A 20,675-nucleotide genomic window follows, 5' to 3' on the forward strand; every position below is an offset into this window, starting at 1 on the left:
GAAATCGCGTGCGTATCCTTATTCGAGCGGTGGAAGCCGACCGACGTCGGAGAGGACTGCGGTCGCCGTCTCTGGACCGCCCGCACCGCGGCCGCTCGAGTGGAGGGAGCCGGCGTGTCGGGTCTCGATCTGGACGATGTTTCGGGTGCCAGTGACCGCGAGTGCGCCGTTTTCGGGGACGAGTCGCGGACCGACGCGGACGCCGTCGCGGGTCGCTTCGCCGATGAGGCGGATCGTTCGGCCGTCTTCGGCGGCGAGTTCGAGCGCGCTCCCGGGGACGTCTTCGATTCCGTCGACGGTGGCATCCTCTAGCGAGAAGCCGCCGTCGGCGAGCACGTTCGCGAGGATGACGAACTTCAGTGCGGCGTCGGTGCCGTCGACGTCGAAGGTGGGGTCGGCCTCGGCGACGCCAAGGTCCTGTGCTTCCGCGAGGACGTGCTCGTAGTCGAGCCCTTCGGCTGCCATCCGCGTGAGGATGAAGTTCGCGGTCCCGTTGAGCACGCCACGAACGGCGGTGACCGCCTGTGGCGTCTCGTCTTCGATCGTCGAGAGCACGGGGATAGCGCCGCCGACGGTGGCCTCGAATCGGACCGAACCCGCGCTGTCAGCCTCGAGTTCGCGCAGTTCCTCGTACCGTTCGGCGACGGGGCCTTTGTTCGCCAGGACGACGTGTCGGTCGTCCTCGAGCGCGCGTTCGGCGTGCGAGAAGCCAGGCTGGGCGTCGTCGAGCGTCGTCGGGGTTGCCTCGACGAGGACGTCGTACTCGGTTTCGAAGACGTCGTCGGGATCGGCTGGCCCGAGGTCGTCGCCACTGACCTTTCGGTCGATAGCTTCCCGAGTGTCGATACCGTCGGAATCGACCGCCGCAGTCGTCGAGTCCGCGAGCGCGACGACCTCGTGTCCGTACTCGCTGGCGAGGTCGGCGACCGAGCGGCCGACGTCACCGGCACCGAGGATCGCGAGTTTCATGCAGTGTCACCTCCGATCAGGGGTTCGACGACGGTGAGTTCCTTCTCGTCGCCGATCGACCGAATCGCGGTCAGTGCCTCCTCGGATCGGCCCGAGTCGATCGCGAGTCGAACCCGTGCGCTCGAGACGGCGTCGGTTCCGTCGGGAGCGGCAAGCGAGAGGTCGAGGACAGCGGCGCTTGCCTCGTCTTCGATTCGGGTGAGCGTCTCGGAGAGGCCGTTTTCGACGAGTTGGCCGACCAGAACGACGCTGATTTCTTCGCCGTAGTGTTCGGCACCGGCCTGGATGACGTTGACGCCGGCGTCGCGAAGCGCCTCGACGACGTCGTCGAACCGATCGGGCGGACACTCCAGGTCCACCTCGACTGGGATATGCCCACGGGGTGTGATGTTGCCACGCTCGTGGTGAATACTCAGGAGATTGCCACCGTTGTCCGCGATTGGAGCGAGCGCCCGGAGCAGTTCGCCGGGTTCGTCGACGAGCTCGAGGCGGACGGTGTACGCGCGGACGCCGCCGTCGGCCTCCGTTTCAGCGTCAGTTCCTCGATCGCTGCTTTCGTCAGCCATCGCCGTCACCTCCTGTTCGTGAGCGTCTACACGTCCTCATTGTGTATGGCTCCGAATTTGGGCCGTAAAAGGATATAGTCGTTCCCAAAACTCACCAACCCTGCCAACGTGGACCATACAGGTTACGGTCGGTTGGTGGGTTCGTCGCACTCGCCCGGATTGTATCTCGGTGATGGTCGAAGACGGTGTTGGTGGTGAGGGCGGTGAGACCGAACGCTCGCGCGTACGGGAAACACAAAATAGAGATAATGAATTCAGCCTAGAGGTGATCTTTGCCCGGATTCGACGACCCCCAGTCACCCCGCCCACCTTCGGTTCGATCGATACCCATGATCGATTCGGGCTGATCCGGTCCGCCGAGGCTATCGCGAGCATCCGGAACTCGGACCGTTACTTCGTCGATTTCGGGCCACTTGATGAGTTCTGCCTTGATGTTTCCCGTCGTTACGTCGCTGACCGAACACCCCTTGCACCCGCCGCCGAGTTCGATCACGACCTCGCCGCCCTCGGGGTCGGCCTTTCGAACCGCGCTGGTCCCCCCGTGCATCTGGATAATCGGCATCTCCCGGCTGAGCCACTTCTCGACGCGTTCGCGCAGTTCCCCCTCCGCGTCGGCGTCGGTATCGACGTCGGATTCAGTCATCACTCCTCGTACACACTCGAGCGGGGAATAGGTTTGGTTCGACAAAACGTTCGTGGTTAATAATACACGTTTACTGTCCACCGCCGGCTTCACCGACACGATCTGTAGTAAAAGATGGAGATCGGTGGCCGTTCGCTCGAGTTTACCGTTTTCCGCTCAGTCTCCGGTCGAGGATCGTTCCGAGGACCCCGCCGGCCCCTGCGAAGACGGCAGGGTAGACGAGTCCGGCGAGGCCGATTGCGGGAAGCGTGTCCGGCGAACCGCTCGCTCCGCCGACGGTAACCTCGAAGAGGAAGACGCCAGCGACGGTCAACAGGAGGTAACCGGGCAGTGCCGTAAGCCCCACGAGCAGTCCGTCGGTCGGCGTCGACGGTCGTCGGTAGCTAGCGAGGCCGATACCGGCTGCGAGCAAGAGGCCTGCCGGAACCGCGTACAGGGCGACAGTGAACCCGTTCTCACCACCGATGAACGTCGTCACGTGGCTGCCGACCAGTGGCAGGTCACTGAACAGCGTCTCGACCTGGTGGGCGTTGTAGAACACCCAGCCGACCATTTCGTAGGTCGCAGCCCCTCCGTCGAACGCCTCGACGAACCGATGAAGTGGAGATTCCCGAATATCGCCCGCAACGACCAGGAAGGTCGAGGTATATCCGACGAGCCACGCCAGGATTCCGGCGACCGCACCCTCGAGGTAGGGAAGTCGGTCGGAAGCCGCGTTCGTCACGGTTACTCACCTCCTGTCCCGTCGATACCGGCTTGCTCGTCGCGTTCGTCGCCGCGAGTAACTCGCTCGGCCAGGAGTTCCGAGATCGGCTCGAGCGAGACGTACAACCGCGCCGCGAGGATCGCCAGTGGCGGTAACGCGATCGCGAGGAAGACGACGTCGTACGTCCAGCCCGCGTCGCCGAGCAACGGAACGAAAAGCGGTGCGAGTCCTCGGTGGGCAACTATCACTGCGAGAAAGACGACGAGCAACTGGACGATTGAGGCGATGTCGTCGACGACTGCCGGCGGCCCCTCGAGGGCCGACCGGAGCAGCGACGCGAGTGCGGGTGCGAGATACAGCAGAAGGGCGACGATTGCGACCGTCACGATCGCACCGACGACGCCGACGAAGGTGACCGGCGTCCCGGGAATTACGCGATCGACGCCCGGGAGAACGGAGATCAGCGAGAGCAGCAGTATCGCTGACAGTGTCGCGATCAGGAGCTTTCCGACTGTTCGGACCGTATCGTGGTCCATCGGTGCAGGGTATTCAGAGCGGTCGTAGGTCATACGCGTCTGGGTCTGGGGGCCATCACCCCTAATAATCAGATGGTCGTCAACGTTGATTTCTCCCGTTTGATTACGTTTTAAAACCGTTTATCGGCGACACGTTCGATCCGACGCGGCGTCGTGCTGGCCGTACACGACTCAGTTACGAATTTGTGTATTGATACCGTAGTACAAGTATGGGGCTCCTCGACTCGCTCCGTAACGCTGCACGGCTGCTCGAGTCCAGCGCGGCTTCGAACTCGCGTATGGCCACCGATTCGGACTCGAGAATCGCAGGCGCGTACTGGTGTGACGACTGTTCGGTCCGGATTCCCGTCTCGAAAGAGGAACTTGACGACGAGCGATCGTGTCCCGACTGCGGCGAGTCGATGCGACTGGAGCGGCATCCCGAGTCGGGACACTGTGCCTGCTGATCGTCGGCAAAACGACGATTCGGCCGGCACGGACGGTGGACGGTCAACTGTAGAACGCGTCCGCCCCGTGGTCGTCCCGCCACGTGAACGCGAACAGCCGACGCGCTGGCAGACGCTCGAGTTCACGTCCGTCGGCCGCGTCGCCGGTCACACCGTCCCAGACGGTGCCGTCGGCGCGGAAGCCGAAGCGTTCCGTGTCGCCCTCCTCGCTACCTCCAGCTTGTTCGAACTCGTACCCCGGATTCTCGAATGCGTGCAACCCGCCATCGGTCGCGAACGCGACGACGTCGACATCGCCGACGGTCTCGTAGACGACACCACCGGCGGCCTCCACGCGCGGTAGCGGGAACCCGAGCGCGTCGCCACCGGTCTCGAGGCCGAGAACAACGGTCTTTGGCTCGAGGTCAAGTCCCCACTCCCGCGTCTCGTCTGCGCCCCGGTGGGCTGCCAGCCCGAACCCGTCGGCGTCGAAGTAGTCCGCGTACGGGCGGTCGTCGTAGTCGATCTCGGCGGGTTCGTCGTCGTCGCTTGCAGCCTCGCTCGCCGCGTCTTCGACGGGCTGGAGCACGAGACCGTCGGGATACCGCTCGCGGAAGGCCGCCCAGGTCGTCGTCGTGGCCGCCCGGACCGCCAGCCGTTCGCCCTCGAGGTCGCCGGCGATACAGGCTCCAGAGGACGTCGTTGACGATCTCGTGGTAGTCGAGAATCCGGATCGGATACGCCTTCGGCGGCGACGACTCGAGGACGATTACGTCGTCGGTCGGTTCGCCCACGTGTTCCGAGCCGAAGGTCGGCTCGTCGATGCTCGGTATCGCATCTTTCGGGATGACCTGGCGGACGTTCACGGTAGTCGACGTTCGAGACCGCGGCTACTGAACGTGGTGGAAACGGTTTCCTGCCTGTCGTGACTCAGTCGATAACGGTGATTCACGTCTCTTCATCCCGAACAAAGGCTCATTTCCAACGGTCGCGTCAGCACGCCTTCCCTGAACCCGTTCAGGAGGTGGAATTACCCAATCCGAAAACGACGCCGATCGACTCGGTCATCCGTTCAACGCGTCATTAGTTACTAATCCTCGTTCGATAACCGCGGGCCGCTATTACTCTGTCCGTCTCGATCCGTTCCTCGCGGTCTCGTGGCCAGAATGCCGTCGAATTGCTGTCGTGCCCCACCGTCGATGCAATCCGCCATTAGCTTCGATGGTTCGTCGACAATCTCTGAATCACTCCTAGAACGAAGTGTGAAAGCTTTTACAGCAGGTGTGGCACGACCTCCATGGTTCGAATCAGCCGACGCGGTGTACTGGCGGGAATCGGTGGTGTGGGTGCGCTGTCGCTCACGGGACGCATCGGTGCGCAGGAAGGTCGCGAGGTAATGCTGGGAATTGTCCAACCGGAATCGGGCGACCTGGGCGAACTGGGGACGCCGATCGCGGACGGGGCCGAACTTCCGGGTCGGGAACTTGCCGACGCAGGAAGCGAGTTTACGGTCGACGTTCAGCGCGAAGACACCCAGACGCTCTCCGAAGCGGGAATTAGCGCCGCACAGTCGCTCGTCGACGCCGGTTATCCAATGTTTACGGGTGCGGCAGCGTCAGACGTCACGATCCCGGTCGCACAGGAGGTCGCGACCCCGAATCAGGTCGTCATGTGTTCGCCCGCGAGCACGAGTCCGGACATCACGGACCTCGCGGACGACGACTTCGTCTTCCGAACGGCGCCGAGCGACGCGTTACAGGGCGACGTCATCGCTGAAGTCGCGTTCGAAGAACGAGGCTGGGAGCAGGGCGCGTCGCTCCATCTGAACGACGCCTACGGCGTCGCGCTCTCGGGCGTGTTCGAAGACAGGTTCGAGGAACTCGGCGGGGAGATCACGGGTACGGAGGCGTTCGAACCGGAACAGCCGTCGTACACGTCCGTCCTCGAGAGCGTACTCGCGGACGACCCGGACTTCCTGCTGGTGATCGCGTTCCCGGTCAGCGGTATTCAGATTTTCCGGGACTTCTACGCGGGCTTCGACCCCGACCTGCCCGTGATCGTCACCGACGGGTTGATCGAAGACGATCTTCCCGAGAGCGTCGACAATCCGATGGACAACGTGCTGGGGACCGCACCTGCTGCTGACGGCCCCGAGGTCGACGCGTTCGCCGAGAGCTACGAAGACGAGTACGGACGGAGTCCGGGCGTCTTCAACGCTCACGGCTACGACGCGAGCGCCGTCATGATCCTCGCGAACGTCCGCGCCGGCGACAACGACGGCGTCGCCGTCCGCGACGAGATGCGCGCCGTGGCGAACCCGAACGGCGAGACGGTCGGTCCGTCGAACTTCCCCGAAGCGGTCGAACTCGCCGCCGCTGGCGAGGAGATCACCTACGAAGGGGCCTCGAGCGTCGTCGAGTTCGACGACAACGGCGACATGCGAGCGGTTACCTACGACATCTTCGAGTTCGGCGACTTCGAACTCGAGGTGGTCGATCAGATCGACTTCGAGGAATGAGGGAGGGCGACAACGGCTGCCTTTTTTGCGAACCTTACCCGCCCAGAAAGTCCTGTCGCACCTGCTCGTCGGCGAGCAGCGCGTCGCCGCTGCCCTCGTATCGATTCTCTCCCTGCACTAGCACGTATCCCCGGTCACACCGACGGAGCGCCTCCTTCGCGTTCTGCTCGACGATCAACACCGCTGTTCCGTCGTCGTTGATCGCGTCGACGCGATCGAACATGTCTCCGACGAGATCCGGGGCCAGACCGGCCGAAGGTTCGTCGAGCATCAACAGATCGGGGTCCAACATTAGCGCCCGGCCCATCGCTACCATCTGCTGTTGGCCGCCGCTCATACTGCCAACCGTCTGGCCCTTGCGCTCTCTCAAGATCGGGAAGCGATCGTAGACCGCGTCCAGCGCGTCCTGTGGCACCTCGTCCAAGATGTACGCCCCCATCTCGAGGTTCTCGCGGACGGTAAGCGACGGAAAGACGTTGTCGTTCTGGGGTACGTATCCGATACCGTACCTGATAATCTCTTCCGGTGGCCTGCCGTCGATCCGCTCGTCTCGGAACCCGACCCGGCCGCCGAAGTGCGTCGTCAGCCCGAACACCGACTTCATAACGGTGGACTTCCCCGCGCCGTTTGGCCCGACGATCACCACGTACTCTCCCTCCTCGACCGTAAGATCGACCTCGGAGAGAACCTGCAGATCGCCGTACCCAGCGTCGAGGTCGTCGACAGTGAGCATCAGATTTCCCCTCCGAGATAGGCGTCGATGACGCGTTCGTCCTCCTGTATCGCCTCGGGTGATCCCCGCGAGAGCACCTGTCCCTGGTGCATGACGATCACCGTCTCGCAGTTGTTCATGATGACGTCCATGTCGTGTTCGACGATCAGGAAGGTGTACCCCTGCGACCTGAGTTCGTGGAGGCGAGCGAGGAGTTTTTTCTCGAGCGTCGGGTTGACGCCCGCCATCGGCTCGTCGAGCAAGAGCAGCGACGGCTCCGTCAGGAGTGCCCGGGAGAGTTCGAGCAACTTCCGCTGGCCACCCGAGAGGTTCGCTGCGTCTTCGTGGGCGAGGTGATCGAGTTCGAACAACTCGAGTATCTCCCACGCACGATCGAGCAACTCACGCTCCTGGTGGACGACGGAGCGCCGAGCGCCCGGGAGAATCGACCGCCAGAGCGATTCGCCGAGTTGCTCGCCGAACGCCAGCAACATGTTCTCGAGCACCGTCATTCCTGCGAGTTCCCGGCTGAGCTGGAAGGTTCGAACCAGCCCGCGATCCACCAGCTGGTTTGGTCGAAGCTCGGTCACGTCCTCACCCTGGAAGTAGACGCTTCCGCCGTCCGGCTTGTAGACGCCGGTGATCAGGTTGAACGCCGTCGATTTGCCGGCCCCGTTCGGCCCGATGAGTCCGGTTATCGTCTCGCGTTCGATCTCGAAACTGGCGCCGTCGACTGCTACGATGCCGCCAAACCGCTTTTCGAGGTTCGAGACTCGGAGTATCGACTGTTCGGTCCGTTCCCGTTCCTCGAGTGCGACGTCACTCATCGTTTTCACCTCCGTCTGCGACCGTCGGCTCGCGTTCGCTCGGTGCCCGTTCCCTCGTCAGATCGATCGGCGACGCCGGTTCGTTCCGGTGGCCGAGGATCCCATCCGGTCGGTAGATCATCAGCGCAATCAGTACCGCGCCGAAGAGGACGAACCGGAGATTCGGGAGTTCGGCCACCGCGTACCCCAGCAAGGGTATCGGGTCGAAATCGGCGAGCGCGACGGCGCCGTCGTACACTGTCGGGGGGTGTGGCAGGTCGAACGTGGCGTCTACGATGCGCTGGACGAACGGCGGCCCCTCGAACAGCAGGCCGGCGAACAGCAACGCACCGACCACGCTCCCGGTATTCGACCCCGAGCCGCCGATTATCAGCGCGATGAAGATGTAAAACGTGATGATCGGCAAGAAGAGGTTCGGATCGACGTAGCCGCGGCGACCCTGCCAGACGATTCCCGCCAGCCCCATGAACATGCAGCCGAGCATGAACACCTTGATCTTCACGCGATCGGTGTTCTTCCCCAGCGACTGCGCCGCGAGTTCGTCCTCCCTGATCGCTTTCAGCATCCTGCCGAACGGAGAGTTCCCGATCCGGGTGATGACGACGAACACCAACGCAACCAACGCGACGAGAACGACGGTGTACACCCACCCCTCGACGACCGAGATGCTCAACTCGAGGCGGTCCCCGATCGCCATGAACGGCCGGCCGAACAGCGTCGGCTCCGCAGTTGGATCGCCGTCGACGTACAGCAGTTCCCGCGAAATCGTGTTTCGCAGGTTCGGGAAGGACATCCCCTGTCCGCTTCCCGTCCCGAGTTCGACGCCGAGCACCGAGAACTCGTGGAGTGCACTCGAGTTGAACACCAGCCGAATCATCTCCGCGGCTGCCAGTGTGACGATCGCGAAGTAGTCCGCACGGAGGCGCAACGCCGGCAGTGCGACCACGAATCCGACGAGCGCGGACGCGACGAGTCCCGCGATCACGCCGACCCAGAGCGGCAACCCGAGACCGGGGAACGTGGCGTCCGGCGCGGCCGTCACCAGCGCCATCGTGTACGCGCCGACGGCCATGAAGCCGGCGACGCCGATGTTGAACAGTCCTGTGTATCCCCAGTGGAGGTTAAGTGCCAAAACGACCAGCGCGAACGAGGCCGCAAGCAACGTCACCTGCTGGAGGGTACTGACGATCCCGTTGAAGTCGAGGCCGGCCGCGAGGCCGAGCACGATGAAGAGACCGTACACCACGATCGTGGCCTTGACGATGATGAGAATGTCGTTCAGCCAGCGGGGACGGGCATCTCCGTCGAGAAGGTCGCCGAGACTGGCTCCGTCGCCGGAGCCACCGGCAGGCGACCCGCCGTCGGGTTCGAGTCGTTTCCCGTCGGTAGGAGTGTCTCTCACGAAGCCTTCGTTGTTCTCATCGCGGGTCATGCTGTCTCCACCCCGCCGAAGAGACCGGCCGGTCTGAAGATGAGAATCAGGATCATGAGCGTGAACGCGGCGACCTCGGTCAGGTCCGCTGGGATCCAGACCAGTGAGACGTTCGTCGCTAGCCCGATGATCAACCCACCGGCGATCGCACCATATATCGACCCGATCCCCCCGAGAATGACCGCCGAGAAGATCAGAAGCAGCAGGAACCAGCCGGTGTTGAAGCTGAGCGTCTCCTGCTCGAGGACGATCAGGTAGCCGGCGACGCCGGTCAGTCCCGCACCGAGTATCCAGGTTACCAGGATCACTCGTTCGGTCGGGATGCCCGTGATAAGCGCGAGGTCACGGTTGTCGGCCATCGCCCGCATGGCCGTCCCGAGTTTGGTGTGCTGTAACATGAGGTGGAGTGCGAGCATTAGTCCGATTCCGACCACCACGAGTGTGGCCTGGTGGACGTGCAGTGAATCAGTCCAGAAGACGAGCGAGTGATCGACCGTCGGCGAGCTTCTGGTCACGCCGCGGGTGTGTTCGCCGTAGAAGAACACGATCATGTATCGAAGTACCAGCGCGACGCCGATACTCGCGATCAACAGCGGTATTCCGCCGGCAGTTCGCATGCGTTTGTAGACGAGTCGATCGAACGCGAGTGCGACGAGGATCGTCGCGAGAGCCGCGACGATCAAGCCGACGAGAATCGCGAGTGGAGCCCCAAACAGGTGCATGTCGAGTTCGCGAGCGGAGGTGCCACGATCCGCGTTCAGGAGAATCCGCGACCCGAAGTCGGCCACGCCGATTCCCGCGACGACGTACGAACCGGTCCAGCCTGCAAACGCGCCGGTCGTAACGAGGTCGCCCTGCGAGAAGTTCGCGAACTTGAGAATCGCGTATGTCATCGACAGCCCGACGGCGGCAAGCGCGATGATCAACCCGTCGACCAACCCTCGCCATAGGAAGACCGAGAGGGTATCGACCGGAAGCTCTCCGAAGACGACGCGCCGAACGAGATCGAGCACCAGTACTCCCAGTACCGCGAGAATCAACGCTCCGAACCACTGCTCCACCGTTACCTTCGAAAGGCGTCCTCGACCACCTATCGCCCCCATATTATCACCCAGTTAGCAAGAATCCTACATCCTCCACTGTAATTAATGATGTTTGGATACCGGTGATGTGTAACCAGCTAAATCCATTACAGGTCTGTGTTAGTCGGAAACACAGTCCAGTAGGGGTGATCTCGAGGCGGGTTCAGTGGTCGGTTGGCTGGAACGCTGCCGCTTGAGGATAGACGCTCGAGGGCGTGTGAGCACCAGCCTAAATCCTATTCATCAAATATGCGTCATAGCTCCGGGCGGATTCGAACCGTGGGGGCTCACAGCCGCTCGTCCTCTGGGCCCGAATCCCGGACTATTCGCTCTTCACGTCCGTTCGTCGTAGAAGTAGTCCCGGGCGGATTCGAACCGCGAAGGCTCGAATCCTCTCGCCTTCTGGGCTCGAACCGCCGAGGATATCTGCGCCTCACGAGTTTGTTCGGCGCAAAAGTAGTCCCGGGCGGATTCGAACCGCCGTCATGGGCTGTCTTCCGTGACGGAATGAACCGAACACGTCCAAAGGCCCATATGATTGGCCACTACACCACGGGACTTCTCACTGCGTTCGAAGCCTCGTGAGGCTCGTAAATCCGTCGGATTCACTCACCACCACGGGACTCCCCGCTTCGCTCGTCGTCCCGTGTACCTCGCAGCTCCTTTGGAACTGCTCACCACCACGGGACTTCATTGCTGGATAGACGACGATGCCACAATAGTGTTACTTTTCGTTGTGGGACGGCAGCGTTATCTCTCCTTCTTCTGCCTGTCTGTGACAACTCCGGCAGAGAGCGATCACGTTATCTAACGTGTGTGCCTCTTCTGGCCGATCAAACGACCGAACCGGTTCGAGATGATGGACATCCGGATTCCGACCGATCTCTTCTTTCGTCGCGCCACAGTGTTGGCACTCGTAGTCGTCGCGCTCGAGTGCCCGTCGGCGAACGCGCCACCACGTCCGCCCGTAGCTGATCGATCCGCCCTCCCACTGATGGTGGTCCGACCCGACGACGTTCTCCGAGAGCCAGGAGCCGTAACACTCGAGCGTACAGAAGACGCCGCGTTTTTGTTTCTCGAGGCGGGTCGGCCGCACCTCGAGTTCGGTGCCACAACCACGACACGGGGCCGTTACCCGGTCGCCTTTTTCGGGATACGTTTCCGGCAGCAATCCGTCGGCGTCGTCAACGCAGGACGGACAGTAGACGCCGTCCTTGTCGGAGGGATAGTACGAGAACGTCGACCCACAGAGCTTGCAGTCCGTCGTCTCTTTCGCCCCCTTCCAGTTCCCGTTGTGCTCTCCCGCGTTCGGATTGCAGGAATCGCAGTAGGATCGCCGTGACTTCGGGTCGTAGAACTCGCTGTCACAGCCCTTGCACGTCCGATTCGGCAGCGGTTCGTCGTGGACCTTGGTGTGGTGCTGTCGCACCCCTCGTTCCGTGGTCAGCTCTTTCCCACACGTCGGGCAGTCCATGAAAAAAGTCCGGCGTAGTGACTGGTAAACCTGAGCGACGGACAGTGAAAGTGAAACTAGAACAGTTCTATCTCGAGCCGACTACAGATACCCTTCCTCGGCCAGTCGCTCGATTCCTTCCTCGAGTCGCTCCTCGCTCGCCGCATACGAAATCCGTGCGTAGCCGGGCGTACCGAACGCGCTTCCGGGGACGGTCGCGACGTGGGCGTCCTCGAGTGCGCCTTCGCACCAGGCCTGATCGTCGTCGTCGACGGGAAGCATCATGTAGAACGCGCCGTCCGGCACGGCGACGTCGACGTCGTGTTCCTCGAGCAGTTCCACGACCAGGTCACGACGCTCTTCGAAGGCGTCGACCATCTCGTCGACGGCGTCGTCGGTGTTCTCGAGTGCTTCGACGCCGGCGCGCTGGACGAAGTTCACTGCGGAAGAGACGGAGTGGCTGTGGAGTTTGCCGGCCTGGTCGATCAGGTCCTCGGGGCCGGCGAAGTAGCCCAGCCGCCAGCCGGTCATCGAGTAGGCTTTCGAGAAGCCGTTGACCGTGATCGTGCGGTCGGCCATCCCCTCGAGCGTGCCGAGACTGGTCGGCTCGACGCCGTAGGTGATCTCCTTGTAGATCTCGTCGGCGATGACGGTGACGTCGTGTTCGACGGCCAGGTCGCGGACGCCCTCGAGTGCCTCGTCGGAGTAGACCGCGCCGGTGGGGTTCGACGGCGAGTTGACGATCAGCAGGTCGGTCTCGTCGGAGACGGCATCGGCGAGGTCGTCGAGACCGGGCTCGAGCTGGAAGTCGTACTCCGAGAGGTCGACGCGGGTGAGGTCGCCGCCGGCCATCTTGACCATCGCTTCGTAGGAGACCCAGGCGGGGTCGAGGAGGACGACCTCGTCGCCTTCCTGAACTAGGGCGTGGACGACCTCGTACAGCGCCTGCTTCGCGCCGGGCGTGACGATGACCTCGTCGGTGGTGTGCTCGAGGCCGTCGTCGGCGAGTTTGTCGACGATTGCCTCACGGAGTTCGAGGATGCCCGCCGACGTGGTGTATCCGGTGTGGCCGGCGTCCATCGCTTCTTTGCCCGCTTCGACGACGTTCTCGGGCGTGGGGAAGTCGGGTTCGCCGACCGAGAGGTCGACGACGTCTTTCCCTTCGTTCTCCAGTTCGGTCGCGAGCGCGGAGATGGCAAGCGTCGCGGACGGTTCGACTCGAGTCAGGCGGTCGGTGAATTCCATGGACATAGCTGGTATTACTGTGGATCGGGTAATTCCTCGACGAGGTCGAGCGCACCGTCGACGGCTTTCGCCGCGTTCTCGATGCGCTCGCGTGACTCGGCGGCGGACATACCGGGACCCGTCACGCCGAGGGTCACGGGGGTGTCACGCTCGAGACTGACGTCGGCAAGCTGCTGTGCGGTGGCGTCGGTGATCACCTGATCGTGATCCGTGTCGCCGGTGATGACGGTTCCGATGACGGCGACAGCGTCGACTGCCTCGAGGCGGGCGAGTCGATCGGCCGCCAGCGGCGCGTCGTAGACGCCCGGGACGTGAACCGTCCCGTACACCTCGGCGCCGGCGTCGTCGGCGGCTTCGAGGGCGACTTCTTCCATCTGCTCGGTGATCGGTCTGTTGAACTCGGCGACCACCAGTCCGAGCGTGGTCATACTCGAGCGGTGGAGAGGACGGGTAAAAGAGGTACCGTTCTCGGCGGACGCTGCGAGACGGCTGTCGAGCGGAGTGTAAGCCGTCAGACCGCGGAGTTCTTGCAAAAACGTCGTTCACCGGTTCGAATCACGAAATAGTCACGAACATGTATATCATGGTCGTGGTTCGGCGTGGAAATCAGCAATATTGAGAATACTTAAACGCCGGCACGAACAACCGTCGGTCGATGACAACGCTACGGACGCCAGGGCCGACGATCGGGGTCGTCGGTGGCGGACAGCTCGGTCGAATGCTCGCCGAGGCAGCGGCACCGCTCGGCGTCGAGGTTATCGTCCTCGATCCGACGCCGGACTGTCCGGCCGCGCTCGTGGCACGCGACCAGATCGTCGCCGACTTCGACGACGAGGCCGGCATCCGTGAACTGGCCGCGCGCGCAGACGTTCTCACGTTCGAGATCGAACTCGCAGACCAGGAGGTCCTGAATCGAGTCAGCGAGGACTCGGGGACGCCCGTCCACCCCGACCCCGCGACCCTCGAGACGATCCACGACAAACTCGTCCAGAAACGCGAACTCGAGGACGCAGGCGTCCCAGTCCCACCCTTCCGCGAGGTCGAGGACGCCGACGATATACGCGCGGCGATCGACGATTACGGCGCGCCGGTCATGCTGAAGGCTCGAACGGGTGGGTACGACGGTCGTGGAAACGTCCCCGTCGAGTCGAAAGACGAGGCCGACGACGCCCTCGAGTCGGTCGCCGGTCCCGCGATGGTCGAGTCGTTCGTCGACTTCGAACGGGAGGTGTCGGTCATCGCCGTCAAGGGAGACGACGAGATTGCGACCTTCCCCATCGGCGAGAACGTCCACGTCGACGAGATTCTGCGAGAGACGATCGTTCCGGCGCGCTCGAGCGAGGCCGTCGAGGAGCGCGCCCGGGAAGTCGCAGCGGACGTCCTCGAGGTGATGGAGGGACGTGGCGTCTACGGCATCGAGTTATTCGAAGCGGCTGACGGTGACGTTCTGCTCAACGAGATCGCTCCCCGTCCCCACAACTCCGGTCACTGGACGATCGAGGGCGCACAGTCGTCCCAGTTCGAACAGCACGTCCGTGCGGTGCTGGGCTGGCCGCTCGCGGCGACCGACCTGCGGTCGCCGACCGTCATGACGAACCTTCTCGCCGACGTCAACGAAGAACGAGAAGCCGAACTGGGCGATCTCGATCGAATTCTCGAGACGCCCGGGGCGACCCTCCACTGGTACGGGAAACGCCAGGCACGGCCGCTGCGAAAGATGGGCCACGTGACGGTTACTCGCGAGGACGCGAGTCGGGAGGAACTGCTGGAGACCGCCCGCGAACTCGAGGACGCCGTCTCGTTCCGATCGTAGTCGCGGCAGTTTACGACGGGCGGTCTCGCTCCGCCCCGATCATGTTCGTGTGATGGTTTGTCGGACGATCCAACGCGAACGTGTTCGTCCGAAACCAGTGTCTTGGGGCTCGTAACGCAGAAAACGTTTTATACGCCTTCCTGTAAGGTAGTTAGACATGCTCGACACAGAACACGTCCTCGACCGGCTCTCGGAGGGTCGTGGATCGGAGATCGACCTCGGCCCCGAGCCGACGAAAGCCGAGATTCGCGAGGTCGTCGAACAGTTCAAAGCCGAGGGCCTGTGTGGTCGCCGCGTCGCCGAACAGCGATTCGGACCGTACCTCATCGCGAGCGACGGTTACGGCCAGCGCGAACTGGACCTCCTCGAGGAAGTACTCGAGGCGGAGTACGAGGGAACCGATCTCTGTCTGAAAACTCGCCGCTCCGAGTGTATAGTAGCCACTGCAAGTCAATGCACACCTGATCGCACGAGGGTTGTGCGATCAGTGTGTAAATAGTTGCAGTTGTTACTATAGCCGTCTGCGCGGCGGTTGTCAGGGATCGCGCTGAGTGGCGGTTTCGAAAGCGTGCTGAGCGGGCCAAATCACCACCTTTCATTGCTCCTGCGACGGAAGCCGCGCGTATGACCGCACCGGCAGTCGACGACCTGATCGACCGACTCCACGAGGAGTCTACAGCGGATCGACCGACGGAGGAGACCCCGGACGTCGGCATCGTCATGGGCAGCGACTCCGACCTCGAGACGATGATGACCGGCGGGAAGCGCCGCGGAGCCTACGACGCCTTCGTCGACGAACTCGGTTTCACCGAGCAGACCGATTACGAGAACCCGCCCGAGGAACGCTTTACCTTCGAGACCTACGTCACCTCGGCCCACCGGACGCCGGACCTGATGACGGCCTACGCCGAGACAGCCGAGGACCGCGGTCTCGAGGTTATCATCGCGGGCGCAGGCGGCAAGTCCGCGGACCTGCCGAACATGACGGCTTCGATCGCGTACCCGCTGCCAGTGATCGGCGTCCCGGTTCAGGAGAAGTCCGTCGACAGCGTGATCGGAATGCCGACGGGCGCGCCGCTGGTCGCCGTCGACGCCGGCAAGTCGTTCAACGCCGCGCTCTCGGCCGCCCAGATTCTCGCCCGCCAGCACGACGAGGTGCGGGAGCGACTCGTCTCCTATCACGAGGGACTCCGGCAGGGAGTCGGAACGGTTTCACGGGAGCTACACGACGAGGGGACTCCCGCCTTCCGGACGCGAGAGTAGCTCTCACCGACGTGTCGGTTCGATTGCTCGTCTCGTTCGCCCGATCGTATAATATGCGGTGATTAATCAGGTTCTTTCTTCGTCGCTGACGGCACTCTCGGCCCGTATTGAGCCGGAAAACGAACAATCAACCCTTATATGCGTGCGGTCTGAACCTCCGAACGTTACGGAGATGAACGACTGGATAGCGATCGGGGCACTTGCGTTCGTAGGACTGCTGATACCGCTGGGTATGATGGCGGTGTCGTACCTCCTGCGTCCGAGTGTACCCGAAACGAACAAACGTGCCACCTACGAGAGTGGCGAGGTTCCGACCGGCGGAACGCGCGTCCGGTTTAACATCCAGTACTACATGGTTGCGCTTCTGTTCCTCGTCTTCGATATCGAGACCGTCCTGCTGTTCCCGTGGGCGGTGGTGTACCTGGATGCGGTCGAATCGGATGCCGTTTCGCTGTTCGAAATTCTCGGCCCGATGGTCGCGTTCGTTGCCATCCTGCTCGTCGGACTCGCGTGGGCCTGGCGCAACGGCGCAGTACAGTGGGCGAAAACACCACAACAGGTGGACGCGGAGCGTGAACGACTATGAGTAGCGACGAACCACGACAGACGATACACGGCAGCACAGCGCCGTCGACGGACACCCGCGACTCCCGGATCGGCGAAGGCGTCGACGATCGCTTCAACTCGAAGCTTCGAGAAGCGTTCGGCGCGTCACCGTTTATCCTCACCAAGTTCGACCAGTTCATGAACTGGGTGCGCGGGAATTCGATGTTCATGCTGCAGTTCGGGATCGCCTGCTGCAGCATCGAGATGATCCACACGTACGCGATCAAACACGACGTCGACCGCTACGGGGCCGGCGTGCCACGTGCTTCCCCGCGACAGGCCGACGTCATGATCGTCCCCGGAACGATCGTCTCGAAGTTCGGGCCGCGCATGAAGCGCGTCTACGACCAGATGCCCGAACCCAAGTTCGTCGTCGGGATGGGATCGTGTACGATCTCCGGCGGCCCGTTCCAGGAAGGGTACAACGTCGTCAAGGGCGCCGAGGAGATCATCCCGATCGACATCCACGTCCCGGGCTGTCCGCCACGACCCGAGGCGCTCATCTACGGCATTCTCAAACTGCAAGAGCGAATCCAGAACGGCGAATCCTCGCCCGTCGTCGTCAAGCCCTACGAACTCGAGCGTTTCGGCGACCTGGAACAGGACGAACTGGTGCAGAAACTGGCAGACGAAATCGACGAGGACGATCTCGTCATGCGGTACAACTGGGCTGATTCGCCATGAGCACGGGCATCGAGCGACAGGAAGACGTCGAGGGGGACCTGCTCGAGGAACTGATCGGCGACCGCGCCCTCGCGCGTGACGAACACAAGAACGCACCTGGGTTCGTCGTCAACCCCGACGAGGTCCAGAGCGTCCTCTCGGATCTCAAGGAGAAGGCCGGCTACGATCACCTCTCCTGTGTCACCGCACAGGAGTACGAGGACCGGTACGAGTCGATCTACCACCTCAAGAAGTTCGCCGATGCCACCGACGAGGTCAGCGTCGTCGTACCGACGACACGCGACGATCCGGTCAGCGAGAGCGCGGAACCGGTGTTCCGCACCGCAGACTGGCACGAGCGAGAGGCCTACGACCTCATGGGGATCGAGTACGCCGACCACCCGGACATGCGGCGGATTCTGCTGCCCGAGACGTGGCAGGGACACCCGCTCTCGAGCGACTACGACCAGGAGAAGCCACAGCTAGTCACGCTCTCAGAGCACGCGAATCCGCTGCAGGAGGACCACCACGACGCCGAGTCGGACACGATGTTCCTGAACGTCGGGCCTCACCACCCGGCGACTCACGGTGTGCTCCACGTCAAGACGGTACTCGACGGGGAGACGGTCGTCGACGTCGAGCCCGACATCGGCTACCTCCACCGCTGCGAGGAGCAGATGTGCCAGCAGGGGACCTACCGCCACCAGATCATGCCCTACCCCGACCGGTGGGACTACGTCTCGGCGGGCCTGCTCAACGAGTGGGCCTACGCCCGGGCGATCGAGGATCTGGCGGACATCGAGGTTCCCGAGTACGCCCAGGTCATCCGAACGATGGGTGCGGAACTGTGCCGGATCGCCTCGCACATGCTCGCGCTCGGAACCTTCGCGCTGGACGTCTACGGCGAGTTCACCGCCATCTTCATGTACACGTTCCGCGACCGCGAGATCGTCCAGGACATTCTGGAGGATCTCACGGGGCAGCGGATGATGTTCAACTACTTCCGCGTCGGCGGGGTCGCCTGGGACCTGCCCGAACCCCGCGAGGAGTTCATCGAACAGACGCGGGACTTCCTCGACGAACTGCCGGCGAAAGTCGACGAGTACAACGACATGGTCACCTCGAACGAGATCTTCCAGACCCGGTGTATCGACACCGGCGTGCTGGAACCCGAGGTGGCCAAAGACTACGGCTGTACCGGCCCCGTCGCCCGCGGCTCCGGCGTCGACTACGACCTCCGTCGGGACGATCCGTACGGCTACTACGAGAATCTCGAGTGGGACGTCATCACTCGCGACGGCTGTGACAACTACGCGCGCGTCCTCACGCGGATGCAGGAGGTCGAGGAGTCGGCCAAGATCATCGAACAGTGTCTCGACCTGCTCGAGGACTGGCCCGAGGACGAACGCGAGGTTCAGGCCAACGTCCCGCGAACGCTCAAGCCGGACGCCGACACCGAGACCTACCGTGCTGTCGAGGCCGCGAAGGGCGAACTCGGTATCTACCTCCGCTCCGATGGCACCGACAAGCCCGGCCGATTCAAGATCCGAAGTCCGTGCTTCTCGAACCTGCAGGCGCTCGAGGAGATGTCGGAAGGGGAGTACATCCCCGACCTGATCGCCTCGCTGGGTAGCCTGGATATCGTGCTCGGGGAGGTGGATCGATGACCGGAACGACGATCCCACTGCAAAACGACGTGGTCTTACTGCCCGAGCGAATCGGCGACCTGACCGGTCTGGCCGAGTTCGGGGTTGCCGGTGAGTTGCTCGCGGCGTTTATCGCCGCCTTTATCGTCGGCAACCTGATGCTCGCGATGACCGGCGTCGCCGGTCCCTGGGCGAAACGAAAGATCACGGCCGCCTTCACCGACCGGATCGCGGTCAACCACCTCGGGCCGGGCGGCATCCTGATCATCGTCGCAGACTCGGTCCGATTGCTCTCGAAGGAAAACATCATTCCCGAGAACGCCGATCGGCCGGCTTACGACCTCGCGCCGATCGTGATCGCAGGTTCGGCGCTGCTCGGCTTCGCCGTCATCCCGATGGGAAGCGGCATCCACCTCGCAGACCCCGAAGTCGGCCTGGTGTACGTCTTCGCTGTCGCCGGCATCGCGTCGATCGGTCTGGTGATGGCTGGCTACTCCTCGGGTAACAAGTACTCGCTTCTGGGTGGCCTGCGTGCAGTCGCACAGAACGTCGCCTACGAAATCCCACTGGTCGTAACCGGGATGTCGGTCGTGCTCTTTGCGGGGTCGCTCCAGATGAGCGAAATCGTTGCCGTCCAGAACGAGACGACCCTGTTCACGATCCCCGGACTCGAGTGGGCGATCCCGGCGTGGTTCGCGCTGGTGAACCCGTTCGCGTTCGTGCTGTTCCTGATCGCGAACTTCGCGGAAGTCGGTCGGAACCCCTTCGACATGCCCGAAGCGCCGGCGGAACTCGTCGCCGGCTATCAGACCGAGTACTCGTCGGTCTACTTCGTGCTGGTCTATCTCGGGGAGTTCCTCCACATCTTCCTCGGAGGTGCGATCATCGCGACGATCTTCCTCGGCGGGCCGGCCGGACCCGGCCCGGCTGAACTGGGCATCGTCTGGTTCATCGTCAAGATCTGGGCGGTGTTCTTCCTGACCCAGTGGCTCCGTTCGGCGGTGCCACGCGTCAGGATCGACCACCTGATCGAAATCGGCTGGAAAGGACTGCTCGTCCTTTCGTTCGCTAACCTCTTCCTGACTGCAGCAATCGTTGGGGTGATCGCATGATCGGACTACTCAAATCGATGGCAACCACGATGAAACACGCACTGGACGGCTCTACCTTCACGGTAGAGTACCCGAAAACCGCTCCGGACGTCTCGCCGCGGTTCCGTGGCGTCCACAAGTTCAGCCAGGAGCGCTGTATCTGGTGTCGCCAGTGTGAGAACGTCTGTCCGAACGACACCATCCAGATCGTGATGGACGACAAGCGAAACGGCGAACAGTACAACCTCAACATCGGACAGTGCGTCTACTGTCGGCTCTGTGAGGAGGTCTGTCCCGTCGACGCCATCCTGCTGACCCAGAACTTCGAGTTCACGGGCGACACCAAACACGATCTGGTCTACAACAAAGAACAGCTGAAGTCGGTACCGTGGTACAAAGACATCGATCCCCTCGAGTCACGCGAACCCGATCGGGGTGCGTGGATCGGTGAGGGAGACGGAGAGGTCGACTACCAGTAA

At 62.8% G+C, this 20,675-nt stretch carries 22 protein-coding genes, 1 tRNA gene and 2 pseudogenes; 10 read left to right on the forward strand and 15 right to left on the reverse strand.

Annotated elements, in window-relative coordinates:
• Positions 1 to 18 precede the first annotated feature (18 nt).
• The 5 genes from BLR35_RS02535 to BLR35_RS02555 all read right to left on the reverse strand — a co-directional run bounded on the left by BLR35_RS02535 (position 19) and on the right by BLR35_RS02555 (position 3,420).
• Positions 19 to 969 carry a homoserine dehydrogenase gene (locus BLR35_RS02535; RefSeq protein WP_090376892.1) on the reverse strand — a complete coding sequence of 317 codons (951 nt, stop codon included), beginning with the start codon at positions 967 to 969 and terminating at the stop codon, positions 19 to 21.
• Entirely contained in the window at positions 966 to 1,535 is a 570-nt protein-coding gene (locus BLR35_RS02540; RefSeq protein ID WP_090376894.1) for an amino acid-binding protein, read from the reverse strand. Before BLR35_RS02540 ends, BLR35_RS02535 begins: the two co-directional genes overlap by 4 nt.
• Positions 1,536 to 1,794: 259 nt before the next feature.
• Positions 1,795 to 2,178, reverse strand: a complete 384-nt coding sequence (locus BLR35_RS02545) for a NifU family protein (RefSeq protein ID WP_090376898.1) — start codon at positions 2,176 to 2,178, stop codon at positions 1,795 to 1,797.
• A gap of 142 nt (positions 2,179 to 2,320) precedes the next feature.
• Positions 2,321 to 2,902, reverse strand: a complete 582-nt coding sequence (locus tag BLR35_RS02550; protein WP_090376901.1) for a DUF7978 family protein — start codon at positions 2,900 to 2,902, stop codon at positions 2,321 to 2,323.
• A 2-nt stretch (positions 2,903 to 2,904) separates the two neighbouring features.
• Entirely contained in the window at positions 2,905 to 3,420 is a 516-nt protein-coding gene (locus tag BLR35_RS02555) for a hypothetical protein (protein WP_244510172.1), read from the reverse strand.
• A gap of 209 nt (positions 3,421 to 3,629) precedes the next feature.
• Here BLR35_RS02555 and BLR35_RS02560 point away from each other — a divergent pair, with 209 nt between their 5' ends.
• On the forward strand, positions 3,630 to 3,866 hold the full coding sequence (locus BLR35_RS02560; protein WP_090376907.1) for a hypothetical protein: 237 nt from the start codon (positions 3,630 to 3,632) through the stop codon (positions 3,864 to 3,866).
• A gap of 43 nt (positions 3,867 to 3,909) precedes the next feature.
• Here the strand turns inward: BLR35_RS02560 and BLR35_RS02565 are convergent, their stop codons facing one another.
• Both BLR35_RS02565 and BLR35_RS21185 read right to left on the reverse strand, forming a co-directional pair.
• Entirely contained in the window at positions 3,910 to 4,584 is a 675-nt protein-coding gene (locus BLR35_RS02565) for a DUF3179 domain-containing (seleno)protein (protein ID WP_342027627.1), read from the reverse strand.
• Positions 4,585 to 4,597: 13 nt separating this feature from the next.
• Positions 4,598 to 4,711 (reverse strand): annotated as a pseudogene (locus BLR35_RS21185) (DUF3179 domain-containing protein); the annotation flags it as partial.
• A gap of 431 nt (positions 4,712 to 5,142) precedes the next feature.
• On the opposite strand from BLR35_RS21185, the gene BLR35_RS02570 reads away from it, so the two are divergent.
• A complete protein-coding gene (locus tag BLR35_RS02570) occupies positions 5,143 to 6,363 on the forward strand; it encodes an ABC transporter substrate-binding protein (RefSeq protein WP_090376910.1) in 1,221 nt (406 codons plus the stop codon).
• 34 nt (positions 6,364 to 6,397) lie between these two features.
• Here BLR35_RS02570 and BLR35_RS02575 read toward each other — a convergent pair whose 3' ends face one another.
• The 8 genes from BLR35_RS02575 to ribH form a co-directional block, all read right to left on the reverse strand.
• Positions 6,398 to 7,096, reverse strand: a complete 699-nt coding sequence (locus BLR35_RS02575; RefSeq protein WP_090376913.1) for an ABC transporter ATP-binding protein — start codon at positions 7,094 to 7,096, stop codon at positions 6,398 to 6,400.
• Complete coding sequence (locus BLR35_RS02580; RefSeq protein WP_090376916.1) at positions 7,096 to 7,902, reverse strand: ABC transporter ATP-binding protein; 807 nt, start codon at positions 7,900 to 7,902, stop codon at positions 7,096 to 7,098. Before BLR35_RS02580 ends, BLR35_RS02575 begins: the two co-directional genes overlap by 1 nt.
• Positions 7,895 to 9,334, reverse strand: a complete 1,440-nt coding sequence (locus BLR35_RS02585) for a branched-chain amino acid ABC transporter permease (protein WP_090376919.1) — start codon at positions 9,332 to 9,334, stop codon at positions 7,895 to 7,897. The genes BLR35_RS02580 and BLR35_RS02585 overlap by 8 nt, the downstream gene beginning before the upstream one ends.
• Positions 9,331 to 10,437 (reverse strand): branched-chain amino acid ABC transporter permease, encoded by a 1,107-nt coding sequence (locus tag BLR35_RS02590; RefSeq protein ID WP_170830948.1) that lies wholly within the window; start codon positions 10,435 to 10,437, stop codon positions 9,331 to 9,333. The genes BLR35_RS02585 and BLR35_RS02590 overlap by 4 nt, the downstream gene beginning before the upstream one ends.
• Positions 10,438 to 10,873: 436 nt before the next feature.
• Positions 10,874 to 10,976: transfer RNA gene (locus BLR35_RS02595), tRNA-Gln, on the reverse strand.
• 164 nt (positions 10,977 to 11,140) lie between these two features.
• Positions 11,141 to 11,890 carry an HNH endonuclease gene (locus BLR35_RS02600; RefSeq protein ID WP_090376926.1) on the reverse strand — a complete coding sequence of 250 codons (750 nt, stop codon included), beginning with the start codon at positions 11,888 to 11,890 and terminating at the stop codon, positions 11,141 to 11,143.
• 81 nt (positions 11,891 to 11,971) lie between these two features.
• Entirely contained in the window at positions 11,972 to 13,120 is a 1,149-nt protein-coding gene (locus BLR35_RS02605) for a pyridoxal phosphate-dependent aminotransferase (RefSeq protein WP_090376929.1), read from the reverse strand.
• 8 nt (positions 13,121 to 13,128) lie between these two features.
• Positions 13,129 to 13,542 carry a 6,7-dimethyl-8-ribityllumazine synthase gene (ribH, locus tag BLR35_RS02610; RefSeq protein ID WP_090376932.1) on the reverse strand — a complete coding sequence of 138 codons (414 nt, stop codon included), beginning with the start codon at positions 13,540 to 13,542 and terminating at the stop codon, positions 13,129 to 13,131.
• Between the two features lie 191 nt (positions 13,543 to 13,733).
• Here ribH and BLR35_RS02615 point away from each other — a divergent pair.
• The 8 genes and pseudogenes from BLR35_RS02615 to BLR35_RS02650 form a co-directional block, all read left to right on the forward strand.
• Positions 13,734 to 14,927: pseudogene (locus tag BLR35_RS02615) on the forward strand (5-(carboxyamino)imidazole ribonucleotide synthase); the annotation flags it as partial.
• Between the two features lie 157 nt (positions 14,928 to 15,084).
• Complete coding sequence (locus BLR35_RS02620; protein ID WP_244510173.1) at positions 15,085 to 15,426, forward strand: hypothetical protein; 342 nt, start codon at positions 15,085 to 15,087, stop codon at positions 15,424 to 15,426.
• Between the two features lie 125 nt (positions 15,427 to 15,551).
• Positions 15,552 to 16,190 carry an AIR carboxylase family protein gene (locus BLR35_RS02625; RefSeq protein ID WP_090376938.1) on the forward strand — a complete coding sequence of 213 codons (639 nt, stop codon included), beginning with the start codon at positions 15,552 to 15,554 and terminating at the stop codon, positions 16,188 to 16,190.
• A 172-nt stretch (positions 16,191 to 16,362) separates the two neighbouring features.
• On the forward strand, positions 16,363 to 16,776 hold the full coding sequence (locus BLR35_RS02630; RefSeq protein ID WP_090376941.1) for an NADH-quinone oxidoreductase subunit A: 414 nt from the start codon (positions 16,363 to 16,365) through the stop codon (positions 16,774 to 16,776).
• The gene (locus BLR35_RS02635) at positions 16,773 to 17,480 is read left to right on the forward strand and encodes an NADH-quinone oxidoreductase subunit B (RefSeq protein WP_090376943.1); all 708 of its coding nucleotides are present in this window, start codon (positions 16,773 to 16,775) and stop codon (positions 17,478 to 17,480) included. The genes BLR35_RS02630 and BLR35_RS02635 overlap by 4 nt, the downstream gene beginning before the upstream one ends.
• On the forward strand, positions 17,477 to 19,126 hold the full coding sequence (locus tag BLR35_RS02640) for an NADH-quinone oxidoreductase subunit D (protein ID WP_090376946.1): 1,650 nt from the start codon (positions 17,477 to 17,479) through the stop codon (positions 19,124 to 19,126). The genes BLR35_RS02635 and BLR35_RS02640 overlap by 4 nt, the downstream gene beginning before the upstream one ends.
• Positions 19,123 to 20,217, forward strand: coding sequence for a complex I subunit 1/NuoH family protein (locus BLR35_RS02645; protein WP_090376949.1), 1,095 nt, complete (start codon positions 19,123 to 19,125; stop codon positions 20,215 to 20,217). The genes BLR35_RS02640 and BLR35_RS02645 overlap by 4 nt, the downstream gene beginning before the upstream one ends.
• Positions 20,214 to 20,675, forward strand: coding sequence for a NuoI/complex I 23 kDa subunit family protein (locus BLR35_RS02650; RefSeq protein ID WP_090376952.1), 462 nt, complete (start codon positions 20,214 to 20,216; stop codon positions 20,673 to 20,675). Before BLR35_RS02645 ends, BLR35_RS02650 begins: the two co-directional genes overlap by 4 nt.

It is taken from the genome of Natronobacterium texcoconense (assembly GCF_900104065.1).
GTDB lineage: Archaea > Halobacteriota > Halobacteria > Halobacteriales > Natrialbaceae > Natronobacterium > Natronobacterium texcoconense.